This window comes from Streptomyces sp. NPDC059534, assembly GCF_042743475.1.
Lineage (GTDB): Bacteria > Actinomycetota > Actinomycetes > Streptomycetales > Streptomycetaceae > Streptomyces.
Genome location: NZ_JBHWAQ010000016.1, coordinates 16,312 through 30,574 on the forward strand (window position 1 = coordinate 16,312; position 14,263 = coordinate 30,574).

Genomic DNA, 14,263 nt, shown 5'->3' on the forward strand with positions numbered 1-14,263 from the left:
GCCGGGCGGTTGGCTTGGGGACATGAACAGCGACAGCGCAACGGAGCACGGTACGGGCGAGGAACCCGCCGCCGTCGAGGTACGGGGCCTGGTGAAGTCCTATGGCGACAGGACGGTGGTGAACGGCCTCACCTTCCGGGTCCGGGCCGGGTCCGTCACCGGGTTCCTCGGTCCGAACGGGGCGGGGAAGTCGACCACGCTGCGGATGATCCTGGGCCTTGACCGGCCCACGGCGGGCGAGGTCCTGATCGGGGGCCGGCCCTACGGCGGGCTCGTCGAGCCGCTGCGCACGGTCGGGGCCCTGCTGGACGCCGGGGCGGCGCATCCGGGACGGACCGCGCGCGACCATCTGCTCTGCGTCGCCCAGGCCGGGTGCCTGCCGGGCACGCGGGTCGAGGAGGTCCTCGCACAGGTGGGTCTGGAGTCGGCGGCCAAGCGGCGGATCGGCGGGTTCTCGCTGGGCATGCGCCAGCGCCTGGGCATCGCCGCGGCCCTGCTCGGCGACCCCGAGGTGCTGATCCTCGACGAGCCCGTCAACGGTCTCGACCCGGAGGGCATCCGCTGGCTGCGGCACTTCCTCAAGGCGCTGGCCGCCCGCGGCCGGGCGGTGCTCATCTCCAGCCATCTGATGACGGAGACGGCACTGCTCGCGGACCGGCTGGTCGTCATCGGCCGGGGCAGGCTGCTGGCGGACGTGTCCATGGCCGAGTTCGCCGCGGAGCACGGCCGTTCCCGGGTGCGGGTGCGCTCCGACGAGCCGGAGCGGCTGCGCGCGTCCCTGGTGCGCGAGGGCCTGCGGGTGACGTCCGGCGACGACGGCGCGCTGGAGGTGTACGAGGCCGATCCGGCCGTCGTCGGCCGGATCGCGGCTCATGAGGGAACCCCCGTCCTGGAACTGGTCCGGGTCGAGGACTCGCTGGAAGAGGCTTTCATGCGGATGACCGCCGATTCGGTGGAGTACGGGGGACGCCCCCTGGAAGAGGTGGCCTGAACATGACTGTCAACGCGGTGCTCCGCTCGGAGTGGACGAAGATCCGCTCGGTGCGTCCGGTCCTGTGGTCGCTGCCCCTGGCCGCCGTCCTGCTCGTCGCGATCGGCGCCGGCGTGTCCGGCACGGCGGGCCCCGAGGACGTGGACGCGCCGGGCTTCGATCCGGTGCAGCTCGGCTACTACGGCATCCTCTTCGCCCATGTCGTCGTGATCGCCTTCGCCGTCCTGGTGGTCGGCAACGAGTACCAGCACGGCGCGATCCGCGTCTCGCTGGCCGTGGTGCCCCGCCGGGGGCTGCTGTACGGGGCCAAACTGGCCGTCGCGGCGGGGCTGGCCGCGGTGGTGGGGGCGGTGGCCTCGCTGGGCACGTTCCTCCTCTCGCAGCGTCTGCTCGGCGCTCACGGCGCGGCCTTCGGGGAGGCGGGCACCGTGCGGGCGATCGTGGTGGGGGCGCTGTACTTCCCGCTGCTGGCGATCATGTGCATGGGGTTCACCGCCATGCTGCGCAGTCTGATGCTCTCCATGGGCGTCCTGATCCCGGTGCTCTTCCTGGTCTCCCCCGTCGTGGCCGAGATCCCCGGTGTACGGGAGCTGGCCTGGTACCTGCCGGACCGGGCCGGCCAGTACGGGCTGCGGCTCGATCCCGCCGCCGCGGCGCCGTACGGCCCCCTGACGGGTGTGCTGGTCATGGCCGCGTGGGCGGCCGCGGCGGCGGTCGGCGGCTGGCTGACGCTCCGCGCCCGCGACGCGTGAGCGCCGCGCCGGGACAAGCGCGTGAGGGGACGGGGGCGGTGGGCATCGACGCCCGTCCCCTCACGCCGTTCATCGCCCCCGGGCGTGCAGGCGCACCAGCGGCGGGAGCGCGTACGCTCCGCCGGGGCCGGCCGGGGGTTCGAGCAGCTGGTGGTCGACCAGCCGCTCCAGGAGGTCCTCCGCCTGCGGTCCGCCGCAGCCCAGCGCACCGGCCGCGTCGGCGGGGGTGACCCTCCGGTCCGTGCGGCGGGCGAGGGTCCCCACGGCGTCCCGCAGCACGGGGTCCAGGTCCGAGTACGCCGACGTCAGCCGCTCCCGTACGGACAGGTCGCCGGCCACCAGTTCCGCCAGCCGGCGGTCCTCGTCGGCCAGCCGGTCCGCGAGCCGGTCGAGGGTCCAGTGGGGCCGGGCGGCGAGCCGCATGCCCACGATCCGCACGGCCAGCGGGATCCCGTCGCACAGCTCGGCGAGGCTCTCGGCGGCCGCCCGTTCGGCCAGTACCCGCTGCTCGCCCGCGATCCGGGCGAGCAGGGAGACGGACTGGTCGGTGGTGAACCGCTCGACACGGAAGTGCTGGGCGCCCTCCAGGCCGGACAGCGGGGCCCGGCTCGCCAGCAGGGCGGCGGCACCGGGGCCGGACGGAAGCAGGGGCCTGACGGCGCGTTCGCCCGCCGCGTCGTCGACGACCACCAGGACCCGGCGGCCCGCCACCAGCTCCTGGTACCGGGCGGTGAGCTCGGGCAGGGTCGCCAGCGGACCCGCCGCCGGCGCGCCCAGGGAGCGCACGAAGCCGGTCAGCACGGTGCGGATCTCGTCGGGCGTGCCGGTGCGCGTCCGGGCGTACAGGACGCCGTCGGGGAAGTGACGGGCGGCGGCCGCGGCGATCTGGCGGATCAGCGCGGACTTGCCGACTCCGACGGGTCCGTGGAGTGCGGCGACCGGTGCCGCGCCGAACGCCGCGAGCGGCCCCTGCCCGGTCAGGTACTGACTGATCCGGAAGTGCTCGACGCGGCCCACGAAGTCGCCCACGCCGTGCGGGAGCCGGTCGGAGCTCATCTCGGCGCGCCCGGCGCGGACCGGCGCGGCCGGGGCGTCCTCGCGCAGCACCGCCGTCTGGGCGTCGCGGAGTTCGCCGCCGGGCTCGATGCCGCTCTCGCCCCGGAGCCTGCGGTCGACCACGGTGAACAGTTCCAGTGCCTCCGCCCGTCGGCCGGACCCGGCGAGCGCGGTCAGCAGCCGGGCGTGCAGGCCCTCGTGCAGCGGCTCGTGCCGGGCGATCGGTCCGAGCTGGGCGAGCACCTCCTCGTGCTGCCCCCGGGCGAGGGCGAGATCGGCGAGGCGCAGCGCCGAGGCGACGCGCCGGCGGGCGTGCTCGAAGGCGAGGGGATGGCCGGCCAGGCGCGGTGGTGCGCCTTCGAGGAGCCGGCCGCGCCAGAGTCGCAGCGCCTCGCCGAGCAGGGTCTGTTCGGCGACGGGGTCGTCGCAGGCGCGGGCGCAGGCGGCCTCGCCGGTCAGCCGCCCGAACTCCAGGATGTCCAGCCGGCCGTCGTCGAGCCGGAGTTCGTATCCGCCGCCGCGGCGCAGGATCGTGGCCCGTTCCTCGCCCGGGACCGTGTGCGTCTCCAGCATCATCCGGATCCGGGAGACGTAGGTGTGAATCAGCTGTCCGAAGGTGTCGGGCAGTCGGCCGTCCCAGAGCACCTCGACGATCTCGTCGCGCTCGACCACCTGATTGGCCTGGAGCGCGAGCAGTCCGAGCAGGGACTGCTGTTTCGGTGTTCCGGTGACCAGTTCGGCCGTTCCCCGCACGGCGGAGAGCCGGCCGAGGACCCGCAGGACCAGCGGCTCGTCCCCGGGGTCGTTCCCTCCGGTGTCGGCCGCGCCGCCGACCCGGGCGAGCAGCTCGGGCTCGCACAGCGCCTCGGCGATCCTGCGCAGCGACCCGGGTCTCGGGGCCCGGACCCTGCCCTGCTCGATCTCGCGGAGCGTCCGCAGACCGATGCCCGATCTCTCGGCGAGGTCGCGCTGGCTGACCCCGCTGCGGGCCCGCGCGCTGCGGACCATGGTGGCGACGTCTCGTTCCGCCAGCCCCGTCGCCGCACTACCACCCGTCATGACTCCCCCATGGCGTGTCGTTCGCGTTCCGCCGTCCGTCCCGGTGACCGTGACGGACCGTGCCGAGGCGTTCAGCCGCGGCTGTCCCACTCCTCGTGGGTGTCGTCGTCGATCGGACCGTCGGCCGTCACGTGGGTCCGCGAAGGCGCCTCGTGCTCCGGCGCGGCGGCGGCGAAGAGGGTGAGGCCGAGCACCGCGGCGGCGGCGAGGGCGGCGGCGGTACGCAGGGGGGAGGAGGTGCGGGTGGTGAAGAGCTTGGCTCGCATGCGCTCGGACTTCCGTTCGCTCGTCGTTCGTGCTGTCGGGTGAGACTCTGCCAACGGTCGATCTACGCTGGATAGTTCCTGGATATGCGGCTCTGACCTGCGGATATATCCTCTGCCTGGGGAGCGGCGAGAGGGTTCACAGGCTCCGGCCGAGCGCCGCCAGGAGCGCCGCCGCGTGATCGGCGTCGGGCAGCCCGAGCCTGCTGAACAGCGTGTGCGCCTGCCGGGCCCTGGCCGCCGCGGCCTCGGTGTCCTGGCGGTCGGCCAGCGCACGGCCGAGCACCAGCAGAGCGAGCCCCTGATCGCGCTCCGCCCCGCGCCGCGTACAGAGCCCGAGGGCGAGGGTCGCCTCCTGGACGGCGTCCTCCAGGCGGCCCATGACCCGCAGGGTCTCGGCCAGCCGGAAGCGGGCCTGCGACTCCTGGCCGCGGATCTGCCACGTCTCGCACAGGGCGAGGCACTCGGTGTGGCTGGCGACCGCCTCGGCGTACCGGCCCAGCTCGTGCAGGGCCATGCCCCGCACGTACAGCGCGTACGCGGCGCCGTGGTGGTCCTCCACCTCCACGAGCGCGGCCAGCGCCTCGCCGCAGGCGACGAGCGCCTCCTCGGCCCGCCCGCCGCGCAGCCTGGCCTGTGCCGCGTTGAGCCGCGTCACCAGTTCGCCCGAGCGGTGCCCGAGCCTCCTCGCCAGGTCGATCGCCTGGTCATAGCAGCGCACCGCGTCCTCGTAGCGGTGCTGGAACTGCGCGATCAGCCCGCGGTCGTTGAGGGTCTGCCGGAGGATCACCAGGTCCCCCGCCCGCTCGCACGCCTCCGCGGCGAGCCGGGTGAACTGCTCCGCCTCGGCGAGCCGGGCGCTCTGGAGCGCCGTGTTCCCGCACACGAAGTGCGCCCGTCCCGCGACCTGGTCGTCACCGCTGCGCGCCGCGGTCTCGGCCAGCGCCCTCGCGGCGGCGCCGAGCTGCCCGTACGGAATGTCCTTGCCGAACGGGGTGAGGGCGATGAGCAGATCCGCGGCGACGCGCAGGATCCGCTGCCCCGCCCCGCCGGGGCAGCGGGCGGCCAGGGTCAGGGCGTTGATGAGGCATTCGAACTCGGTGGTGACCCAGGCCCGCGCCTCGACGAGCCCGGCGAAGTCCGGTGCGGGCCCGGAGCCGGGGACGAGGAAGATCCCGTCGGGGTCGCCCGGCACCATGCTCTGGAAGGCGGCGCGGCCGGCGGCCCTCAGGTGCTCCAGGAGCGGCAGGAGGACGGGGGTGCCCTCCTCGGGGAGTCCGTCGCCCGGTGGGACGCCGAGCTGGAGCGCGAAGGCCCAGACGAGGTCGTGGTAGCGGTACCGGCCGGGCTGCGGCGCCTCCAGCATGGCCGCGTCGACCAGGGACTCCAGCACTTCCTCGGCGTCGTACTCGTCGAGGCCGAGGGCCGCGGCGGCGGCCTCCAGGCCGATGCTGGGCCGGGCGACGGGGGCGAGCAGCTGGAAGGCCCGCGCCTGCTCCTGCGGCAGCTGGCGGTAGCCGAGTTCGAAGGTGGCCGCCACGGTCAGGTCACCGGCGCGCAGCTCGCCGATGCGGCGGCGTTCGTCGCCGAGCCGGCGGGCCATCGTCTCGATCTGCCAGCGCGGCCGGGCGGCGAGCCGCGCCGCGACGATCCGCACCGCGAGGGGCAGGTGCCCGCAGGCGGTCACCAGGGCCCTCGCGGTCTCGGGTTCCGCCGCCACCCGCTCGGCCCCGACGATGGCGGTGAGCAGTTCGATGGCCTCGTCGGCCCCGAAGACGTCCAGGGCCACGGCGGTGACCGCGCTGGGGATCCCGACGAGCCGGGTGCGGCTGGTGACGATCACCGCGCAGTCGGCGGAGCCGGGCAGCAGCGGGCCGACCTGCGCGGGGTCGCGGGCGTTGTCGAGGAGCAGCAGAATGCGCCGGCCGTCGGTCAGCGTACGGAAGAGCCGTGCGCGGTCCTCCGTCGTGGCCGGAAGCCCGTGCGACGGCACGCCCATCGCCGCGAGCATGCTGGCGAGGACGGCCGAGGGGTCGGCGGGTTCCAGTCCGCTGCCGCGCAGGTCGGCGTAGAGCTGGCCGCCGGGGAACTCGTCCTTGATCCGGTGGGCGACCCGAAGGGCGAGGGTGGTCTTGCCCACGCCGCCCATCCCGCTGATGGACGCGACCGGCAGGAACGTCCGACCGGGATCCGTGAACACCCGGCACAGCTCGGCCACCTGATCGGTCCGGCCGGCGAAGTCGAAGGTCTCGGCGGGGAGTTGGGCGGGCCGGGAGAACACGCGGGCGGCGGACTCCATGGCCGTCTCCGCCTCCGGGTCCGGCTTCGACTCCGGGTCCGGGACCGCGGCGGGTACGGGGGCACGGGCGGGGGGCACGGCGGCGGTCGGCGGCGTGTGCGGGCTCTCGGGGACGGACACGGACGGCTCGGCTCCGCGTGGCGCCGGGACCGCGCCGAGCCGCGGATCGCCCGCGAGGACCCGCTCGTGCAGGGCGGCGAGCTCGGGGCCGGGGTCGACGCCGAGCTCCTCGGCGAGGACGTGCCGGACGCGGGCGAAGACGGCCAGCGCGTCCGCCTGTCGCCCGGAGGCGTACAGGGCCCGCATGAGGAAGCCGTACGGCCTTTCCTGGAGCGGGTGTTCCTGGGTGAACACCGTCAGGTCGGGGATGACGGCGCCGTAGCGGCCGGCCGCCAGCTCGTGCTCGAAGCGTTCCTCGCGCAGACGGAGCCACAGTTCGGTGAAGCGGGCCCGCTGCTGCTCGGCGTACGGGCCCGGCACGCCGGCCAGCGGCGCCCCCTGCCAGAGGTCGAGGGCCTCGGCCAGCAGCCGCCCGCACGTCTCGTCGTCGCCGTCCGACCGCGCGCGGGAGGCGTCCGCCGCCAGCCGCTCGACCCGGTGCAGGTCCACCGAGAGCGGCGGGACGACCATGCGGTATCCGTCGGGGTGGGAGAGCAGCAGCCGCGGGGAGCCGGAGTCCTCCTCCAGGAGCTGCCGCAGCCGCCACACATAGGTGCGCAGGCTGGCGAGCGCGGAGCTCGGGGGCTCCTCGCCCCAGACGGCGACGATGAGTTCGTGCGTCGAGGCCACCCGGCCGGAGCGCAGCAGCAGCGCGACGAGGAGGGCCTGCTGCTGGGGCGACCCGATGGTCACCGGATCGTCGCCCCGGTACACGGACACGGCCCCGAGAACACTGAACCGAATCGGCCCTCCCATGGATCCCGCCTTCTGCACTCGCGCCTTACGCGACCCCCGTCGCACAGCCTCCGGACGCACGGCGTCCGATCATGAGATCATGACACGCCGAGCTGTCAGCGGCACGTGCCGGGGCCGCGTTTCGGACGAAGCCACACGGCACCTCGGACGCGACGGGACTCAACTGTCCTGCAGGACCACCCGCACGATGTAGGGGAGGAGACGACCCGCGCGCGGATCGTGGTCGAGCAGCACCGCGACCGGGGTCCGCCCCCGGGCCCGCAGGACCTCCACGAGCCCCGCCCGCCCGGACTCCCCGCGCTCCACCGGAACCGGAGGACCGGACACCTCCTGCTCCGGCGTCACGGCGGATACGGCGGATACGGCGGATACGGCGGATACGGCGGATACGGCGGATACGGCGGATACGGCGGATACGGCGGATACGGCGGGAACAGCCGGCCCGCCACGGCCGTCACCGGCTCCCGCTCCCGCGTTCAGGGTCACGGCCCGTTCGACGGCGGCCGCGACGGCCTCGGCCCGGGTGGCGCCGACGCCGACGGCCGTGCCGCCGCCCGCCCGGAGCCGGACCGCGCACGCCGGGACGGGGAGCAGCGCCGACAGGTCGTGGGCGACCGGCTCGCCCAGCCTGCGAAGGGCGCGGAGGAAGGTGCCGCCGTCGGCGGGCAGGGCGAGGCGGGGAACCCGTACACCGGGCTCGGCGAGCCGGTGGGTCACCAGCTCCTCGCAGTGCCGGACCAACGCGGTCTCCACGGCCGCCTCCCAGGTGAGCCCGGCCGCCGCGCCGGGCACCGGCCGGAACGTCGTGCCGTGCGCCGGGGCGGGGTGGGCCTCGTCGGCCGGTATTCGGCGCAGCCCCCCGGTGACGAGGTCCAGGCCCCAGACCTCGCGTCCGGGCCGGGCGTGCGGGACGGCGGCCAGGGTTCCGTGCACGGCCAGCGCGGTGAGCAGGGCCGCCAGGCGGGCGGTCCGGGCGTCTCCGCCGTGGCCCGAGACGGTGACGGCGCCGGGCGCCGCGGAGGGCAGGACTCCGGACGGGGCGGTCACCGGGATCTCGCACGTCCACAGCCCGGCCGGGCCGGGCGTGGCCTCGGGCAGGGCACCGAGGGGTCCGGTGCCCGGTCCGGCGGCGGCCCGCTCCAGGAGCCCGGCCGGGTCGACGGCCTCGCCCGCCAGCCTGCCGAGGAACGCGGCGCGTGCGCCGGCCTCGCCGAGTGCGTGGACGGCGGGCCCGGCGGCACCGTCCGAGCCCTCGTCCGGCCCGGCCGCGCCACGCGGCCGGGAGTCCTCGTTCCATCGCGGATGCATCCGTCGGCTCCGTTCCCTGGGTCGTTCATCGGCGTCGGGACTTCCAGAGCCCCGGGCACCGATGAAAGACGACGGACATCTGGGGCCGATCAACGCTCGATATAGCGCCGCCTCTCGCCCGGAATCCGGTCGCTTTCAGGAGCTGTTCACGTCCAGGAGGCGGCGGGTGCGGGGGCTCGCGCCGGCGAGGGAGAAGGGGATGGACAGGCTGGCGCACATGCGGTGGGCGCGGGCGAGCGCACTGATCGTGGCGGGGGTGGGGTCGGCGGCGGGGAGCTCGATGACGACGCGCGCGGGCCGGTGGGCCTGGACGAGCGCCTGGATCTGGAGGGCCGCGGCGGCCCGGTTGGCGACATCCAGGTCGCAGTGGAGGGTCACGTGGAGGACGTCCTCCCCCACGGCGTGACTGATGAGCATGGAGTCCCTCCGCGCAGGACGAAGAAGGCCCACGGCTGTATACGGTGTGGGCGGTTCGTCCGAGGATGCCACGCGTACCGTCCCGGAGGTGTTCTCGTGACGCCGACGGCGCGGAGTGTCCGCCCGGACGGGCCCGGACGGGGATTCATTCACGTATATGAATCAGCCGCGTCCGCGGCTAGGGTGGGCAGGGCCGGCGGTGACCGGTCGAGATACCGAACGCGACCCTTCTCACCAGGCGGTTTCCATGACGCAGTTCGACCTGCCCCTCGAACAACTCCGCACCTATCGCAGCACCTCCGTGGAACCGGAGGACTTCGACGACTTCTGGGCGAAGACCCTCGACGAGGCCCGCGCGCACGAGCTGGGCGCGCGGTTCGAGCCGGCGGAGACGGGGCTCGCCACGGTCGAGACGTTCGACGTGACGTTCAGCGGCTTCGACGGACAGCCGGTCAAGGGCTGGTTCGTCATACCCGCCGGCACGACGGAACCGCTGCCGGTGGTGGTGGAGTTCCTCGGGTACGGCGGCGGGCGGGGCCTTCCGCACGCCCATCTGCTGTGGGCCTCGGCCGGGTTCGCGCACTTCGTGATGGACACGCGTGGCCAGGGCAGCGGCTGGGCCACCGGTGACACGCCGGACCCGGTGGGCAGCGCGCCGTCGTTCCCCGGGTTCATGACCCGGGGGATCGAGGACCCGTCCACCTATTACTACCGGCGGCTGTTCACGGACGCCGTCCGTGCCGTGGAGGCCGCCCGCTCGCACCCGCTGGTGGACGCGGCCCGTACGGCGGTGACCGGCGGGAGCCAGGGCGGCGGTATCACCCTCGCGGTGGCGGGGCTGGTCCGCGACCTGGTGGCGGTGGCGCCCGACGTGCCGTTCCTGTGCGACTTCCCCCGCGCGACGACCATCACGGACCGCACCCCGTACCGCGAGATCGGCAACTACCTCAAGACGCATCGCGGCCGGGTACGGCAGGCCCGGGAGACACTCGCCTACTTCGACGGGGTGCACTTCGCGGCGCGTGCCACGGCCCCGGCGCTGTTCTCGACGGCGCTCGAGGACCTGACCTGCCCGCCGTCGACCGTGTTCGCCGCGTTCAACGCGTACGCCGAGGCGGACAAGGCCATCGAGGTCTACGACTTCAACGACCACGAGGGGGGCGGCCCGTTCCAGCAGGCGGCCCAGCTGCGGTGGCTGCCGGGGAGGCTGCGCGGCTAGGAAGCGTCCTGGCCTGATCGGCCGGACACCCTCGGACTTCGTACCCGACCGTGCCGGAGCCCGGGCCGTTGATCGGCCCGGGCTCCGGCACGCCGTGCTCGTCAGGCGCGGCCGCGCAGGGCGGCCGCGTACGCCTCGTCGGGGTCGAGACGGCGGAGTTCCTCGGCGATGAGCTCGGCGGTGGTACGGACCTTGAGGGCGAGGACCCGGCTGGGCTGGCCGGGGATCGCGAGCCGGCCGACGGGGCCCTCGGGGCGGTCGATGCGGATCTCGCCGTCCGCGGTGTCCATGCGGACGCCCGTGACGACGGGGCCGTCGGTGACGACCCGGTCGACGGGGACGCGGAGCCGGACCTCGAACCAGCGGGCCAGGAGTTCGGCGCTGGGGTTCTCCGCCTCGCTCTCCACGGCGGCGGACGTCACGGCGAGGGGCGCCTGGTCGAGCGCGGCGGCCAGCATGGAGCGCCACGGCGTGAGCCGGGTCCAGGCGAGGTCCGTGTCGCCGGGCGCGTAGGAGGCGGCGCGGGCCTCCAGGGCGGCGAGGGGGTCCTCCACCGCGTACATGTCGGTGATCCGGCGCTGGGCGAGCGCTCCCAGCGGGTCGAGGGAGGGGACTTCGGGGGCGTCGACGGGCCACCAGACGACGACCGGGGCGTCGGGCAGGAGCAGCGGCAGGACCACGGAGTCGGCGCGGGCGCCGAGTTCGCCGTGGAGCCGGAGCAGGACCGTCTCCCCCGACCCGGCGTCGGTACCGAGGCGGACCTCCGCGTCCAGCCGGGTCTCGTGCCGCCCGCGGGGCGAGCGGGCGTGGCGCTTGATGACGACGAGCGTGCGGGAAGGGTGTTCCCGGGAGGCGTCGTTGGCGGCCCTGACGGAGTCGTAGGCGTTCTCCTCGTCGGTGACGACGACGAGGGTGAGCACGGCGCCGACGGCGGGTGTGCCGACGGCCCTGCGTCCTCGCAGGATCGCCTTGTTGATCTTGCTGGAGTTGGTGTCCGTCAGATCGATCTTCATGCGCGGCGCCCGTCCCTTCCTCTGCGGCGAGCCTAACCCTCCCGTGCGGCGGACGCGTGCGGGTCCCCCTCCCCCGGCTCCTACGCGGGCTCCGCCTCCGGCTCGGGGCCGGGCGCCGCCTGGTCCTGGGCACGGCGGCCGACGACGGCCGCGGCGGCGATCGCCGTGCCGAGGAAGGCGGTGGCCACCACCCAGGGCCGGTCGAGGACATGGCCGGTGGCGTGGTCCAGGGAGTAGCGGCCGGCGCCGGTGATGCCGATCGCGGCGGCGGTGAAGCCGAGGAAGGCGGGGTACTCGTAGCCGCCGCCCTGGGCGAAGAAGCCGGCCGGCGCGTGGACGGCCACGGCTCCCGTCATGGCGCCGGCCGCGGCGGCGCCGGCGGCGGGAGTGGCGAGCCCGAGGGCGAGGAGGACTCCGCCGCCCGCCTCGCCGAGGCCGGCGGCGATCGCGCTCTCGCGGCCCGGGCTGAAGCCCATGGCCTCCATCGCCTTGGTGGTGCCCTCGATGCCGCCGCCGCCGAACCAGCCGAGGAGTTTCTGTGTGCCGTGCGCGGCGAGGACGGCGCCGGTGCCGACCCTCAGCACGAGCAGTCCGAGATCGCGCCGGTTGAGGTGGCCCATGAGGTTCTCCAAGTGCGGGAGGGGGACACGTACGCCGTCCACTCTCGTCCCGCGGGGCGCCCGGCGCCCCTCGAACCGCACCCTGAATAGTCCACTTGAGTCACGTTTTGCGGCTCTTGCCCACTGTTGCTTGACTGAGGGGGCTTTCATCCCCGAGGGAAGTGGGTACGCATGTCCGCCGAGGCCACCGAGACCGCAGCCCTGCGGGAGAAGGTCCGGGCCCTGATGCCCCGGGCCAAGGAGGACCTGACCGCGCTGGTGGCGATGCGCTCGGTCGCCGACCCGCGGCAGTTCCCGCCCGAGGAGTGCGCGAAGACCGCCGACTACCTCGTCCGGGCCTTCACCGAGGCCGGGCTGCGGGACATGCGCCGGGTGACGACCCCGGACGGCACGGACGCGGTGGTGGGCCACGCACCTGGACCCGAAGGGGCGCCGACGGTCCTGCTGTACTGCCACTACGACGTGCAGCCGCCGCTGGACGACGACGCCTGGCAGACGCCGCCGTTCGAGCTCACCGAGCGCGACGGGCGCTGGTTCGGTCGCGGCGCGGCCGACTGCAAGGGCAACATCGCCATGCACCTGACGGCGCTGCGCGCGCTGGGCGGCCCGGACGGCCGGGGGTTCCCCGTGAACATCAAGTTCGTGGCGGAGGGATCGGAGGAGCAGGGCACCGGCGGCCTGGAGCAGCTGGTGCCGCTCCAGCCCGAACTCTTCGCCGCCGACACCCTGCTGATCTGCGACACGGGCAACTTCGCGCTCGGGCTGCCGACCGCGACCACCTCGCTGCGCGGGCTCACCAACGTCGTCGTCACGGTGTCCACGCTCAAGGGCGAGATGCACTCGGGCATGTTCGGCGGTCCGGCTCCCGACGCGCTGGCGGCGCTCGTCCGGATCCTCGACAGCCTGCGCGACGAGCACGGCAACACGGCGATCAAGGGGCTGCCCGGCGACGGGGTCTGGGACGGGGTGGACTATCCGCCCGAGCAGTTCCGCGCCGACGTGGGCGTGCTGGAGGGCGTCTCCCTCGTCGGTACGGGCTCGGTCGCCGACGAGCTCTGGGCGCGGCCCGCCGTCACCGTCCTCGGCATCGACTGCCCGCCGGTGGTGGGCTCTTCGGCGGCCGTGCAGGCGAGGGTACGGGCGAGGGTCAGCCTGCGGGTGCCGCCGGGAATCGACGCGGACGACGCGCTGCGCGCCCTCACCGCCCATCTGGAGTCGGCCGCTCCCTGGGGCGCCCGGGTGGAGGTGGAGCCGGAGAGCGCCGGGCAGCCGTTCCGGGCGCGCACCGACGGGCCCGCCTACCGGGCCCTGGCGGCGGCGCTCGGCGCGGCGTACGGCAAGGACATGGTCCAGTCCGGGCAGGGCGGGTCGATCCCGCTGTGCAACGTCCTGGCCGAGCACTTCCCGGACGCGGAGATCGCGCTGATCGGCGTCGAGGAGCCGGGCTGTCTCATCCACGCGCCGAACGAGAGCGTGGACCCCTCGGAGATCGAGCACATGGCACTGGCCGAGGCGCTCTTCCTCAGCGGCTACGCGACCCCGCGCTGACCGGCGGCCCCGCGGACCCCCCGGGTCCCCCTCCCGACCCGCGCCCTCCCATGAAAGGACCGGAAGCGTTCCATGACACAGACTCATGACCGACCCCCGCAGCGGGAGGTACTGCCCGGACCGATCGGGCTGCTCGCCGGCGCCGCGTGGCAGGCGTTGCTGGTGGCCGGACTCGTCTCCGTGGTCCTCGGCGTCCTGGTCCTGGTCTGGCCGGGTGCCTCCCTGCTCGTGGCCGGCGTCCTGTTCGGCCTCTACCTGCTGTTCAGCGGTGTGATGCAGCTGGTCGCGGCCTTCGGTACCCATGTGAGCACGGCGCTGCGGGTGATGGCGTTCATCAGCGGCGCGCTGTCGATCCTGCTGGGCCTGTTCTGCTTCAAGGGCGCGATGCAGTCGACCCTGCTGCTCGCCCTGTGGATCGGGATCGGCTGGCTCTTCCGGGGCATCACGCAGTCCGTGGCGGCCGCCTCGGACCCGGCGATGCCGGCGCGCGGCTGGCAGATCTTCCTCGGCGTCGTCAGCGCGCTCGCCGGTGTCGTGCTGATCGTCTCCCCGCTGGAGTCGGCCGCGGTCCTCACACTGCTCGGCGGCATCTGGCTCATCGCGGTCGGCGCCGTCGAGCTGGTCACGGCCCTCCAGGTGCGCTCGCGCGCCAAGGACCTGCCGCCGGGGGCCTGATCCGGCCGGCCCCTCGCGGGGTGTCGTACCGTCCGCCGTCCGCCCGCGTACCGGGCGGACGGCGGGGGCTGTTGTCGCGTGCGGGACATTTTGCCGGTCCTTGTACACCCGTCCCCCCGCCAACGCGG

General features: G+C 74.5%; 12 protein-coding genes. 5 read left to right on the plus strand and 7 right to left on the minus strand.

Annotation, left to right across the window (positions count from 1 at the left end; genetic code table 11):
- Window positions 1-22: 22 nt before the first annotated feature.
- Both ACFVZH_RS19855 and ACFVZH_RS19860 read left to right on the plus strand, forming a co-directional pair.
- Complete coding sequence (locus ACFVZH_RS19855; protein ID WP_384898667.1) at window positions 23-991, plus strand: ABC transporter ATP-binding protein; 969 nt, start codon at window positions 23-25, stop codon at window positions 989-991.
- Between the two features lie 2 nt (window positions 992-993).
- Complete coding sequence (locus tag ACFVZH_RS19860) at window positions 994-1,743, plus strand: ABC transporter permease (RefSeq protein WP_384898668.1); 750 nt, start codon at window positions 994-996, stop codon at window positions 1,741-1,743.
- Window positions 1,744-1,812: 69 nt separating this feature from the next.
- On the opposite strand, the gene ACFVZH_RS19865 is transcribed toward ACFVZH_RS19860, so the two are convergent.
- The 5 genes from ACFVZH_RS19865 to ACFVZH_RS19885 form a co-directional block, all read right to left on the minus strand.
- On the minus strand, window positions 1,813-3,858 hold the full coding sequence (locus ACFVZH_RS19865) for a BTAD domain-containing putative transcriptional regulator (RefSeq protein ID WP_384898669.1): 2,046 nt from the start codon (window positions 3,856-3,858) through the stop codon (window positions 1,813-1,815).
- A 71-nt stretch (window positions 3,859-3,929) separates the two neighbouring features.
- Window positions 3,930-4,124: a hypothetical protein gene (locus ACFVZH_RS19870; protein ID WP_384898670.1), complete on the minus strand. Its 195-nt coding sequence runs from the start codon at window positions 4,122-4,124 to the stop codon at window positions 3,930-3,932.
- A gap of 136 nt (window positions 4,125-4,260) precedes the next feature.
- Window positions 4,261-7,299: a BTAD domain-containing putative transcriptional regulator gene (locus ACFVZH_RS19875; protein ID WP_384898671.1), complete on the minus strand. Its 3,039-nt coding sequence runs from the start codon at window positions 7,297-7,299 to the stop codon at window positions 4,261-4,263.
- Between the two features lie 195 nt (window positions 7,300-7,494).
- Window positions 7,495-8,643 carry a hypothetical protein gene (locus tag ACFVZH_RS19880; protein WP_384898672.1) on the minus strand — a complete coding sequence of 383 codons (1,149 nt, stop codon included), beginning with the start codon at window positions 8,641-8,643 and terminating at the stop codon, window positions 7,495-7,497.
- Between the two features lie 135 nt (window positions 8,644-8,778).
- Entirely contained in the window at window positions 8,779-9,060 is a 282-nt protein-coding gene (locus ACFVZH_RS19885; protein ID WP_384898673.1) for a hypothetical protein, read from the minus strand.
- Between the two features lie 247 nt (window positions 9,061-9,307).
- Here ACFVZH_RS19885 and ACFVZH_RS19890 point away from each other — a divergent pair, with 247 nt between their 5' ends.
- A complete protein-coding gene (locus tag ACFVZH_RS19890) occupies window positions 9,308-10,279 on the plus strand; it encodes an acetylxylan esterase (RefSeq protein WP_384898674.1) in 972 nt (323 codons plus the stop codon).
- 101 nt (window positions 10,280-10,380) lie between these two features.
- Here the strand turns inward: ACFVZH_RS19890 and opcA are convergent, their stop codons facing one another.
- Window positions 10,381-11,292: a glucose-6-phosphate dehydrogenase assembly protein OpcA gene (gene opcA, locus ACFVZH_RS19895; protein WP_384898675.1), complete on the minus strand. Its 912-nt coding sequence runs from the start codon at window positions 11,290-11,292 to the stop codon at window positions 10,381-10,383.
- A gap of 80 nt (window positions 11,293-11,372) precedes the next feature.
- Window positions 11,373-11,912 (minus strand): DoxX family protein, encoded by a 540-nt coding sequence (locus tag ACFVZH_RS19900; RefSeq protein WP_384898676.1) that lies wholly within the window; start codon window positions 11,910-11,912, stop codon window positions 11,373-11,375.
- Window positions 11,913-12,083: 171 nt separating this feature from the next.
- Here ACFVZH_RS19900 and ACFVZH_RS19905 point away from each other — a divergent pair, with 171 nt between their 5' ends.
- On the plus strand, window positions 12,084-13,460 hold the full coding sequence (locus ACFVZH_RS19905; RefSeq protein ID WP_384898677.1) for a dipeptidase: 1,377 nt from the start codon (window positions 12,084-12,086) through the stop codon (window positions 13,458-13,460).
- A gap of 72 nt (window positions 13,461-13,532) precedes the next feature.
- Window positions 13,533-14,135, plus strand: a complete 603-nt coding sequence (locus tag ACFVZH_RS19910; RefSeq protein ID WP_384898678.1) for an HdeD family acid-resistance protein — start codon at window positions 13,533-13,535, stop codon at window positions 14,133-14,135.
- Window positions 14,136-14,263: the final 128 nt, after the last annotated feature.

Excerpts from the sequence above, each read along its gene's own strand:
- ACFVZH_RS19855 (WP_384898667.1), top strand. The coding sequence starts at position 23 with ATGAACAGCGACAGCGCAACGGAGCACGGTACGGGCGAGGAACCCGCC.
- ACFVZH_RS19860 (WP_384898668.1), top strand. The coding sequence starts at position 994 with ATGACTGTCAACGCGGTGCTCCGCTCGGAGTGGACGAAGATCCGCTCG.
- ACFVZH_RS19865 (WP_384898669.1), bottom strand. The coding sequence starts at position 3,858 with ATGACGGGTGGTAGTGCGGCGACGGGGCTGGCGGAACGAGACGTCGCC.
- ACFVZH_RS19870 (WP_384898670.1), bottom strand. The coding sequence starts at position 4,124 with ATGCGAGCCAAGCTCTTCACCACCCGCACCTCCTCCCCCCTGCGTACC.
- ACFVZH_RS19880 (WP_384898672.1), bottom strand. The coding sequence starts at position 8,643 with ATGCATCCGCGATGGAACGAGGACTCCCGGCCGCGTGGCGCGGCCGGG.
- ACFVZH_RS19885 (WP_384898673.1), bottom strand. The coding sequence starts at position 9,060 with ATGCTCATCAGTCACGCCGTGGGGGAGGACGTCCTCCACGTGACCCTC.
- ACFVZH_RS19890 (WP_384898674.1), top strand. The coding sequence starts at position 9,308 with ATGACGCAGTTCGACCTGCCCCTCGAACAACTCCGCACCTATCGCAGC.
- opcA (WP_384898675.1), bottom strand. The coding sequence starts at position 11,292 with ATGAAGATCGATCTGACGGACACCAACTCCAGCAAGATCAACAAGGCG.
- ACFVZH_RS19900 (WP_384898676.1), bottom strand. The coding sequence starts at position 11,912 with ATGGGCCACCTCAACCGGCGCGATCTCGGACTGCTCGTGCTGAGGGTC.
- ACFVZH_RS19905 (WP_384898677.1), top strand. The coding sequence starts at position 12,084 with ATGTCCGCCGAGGCCACCGAGACCGCAGCCCTGCGGGAGAAGGTCCGG.
- ACFVZH_RS19910 (WP_384898678.1), top strand. The coding sequence starts at position 13,533 with ATGACACAGACTCATGACCGACCCCCGCAGCGGGAGGTACTGCCCGGA.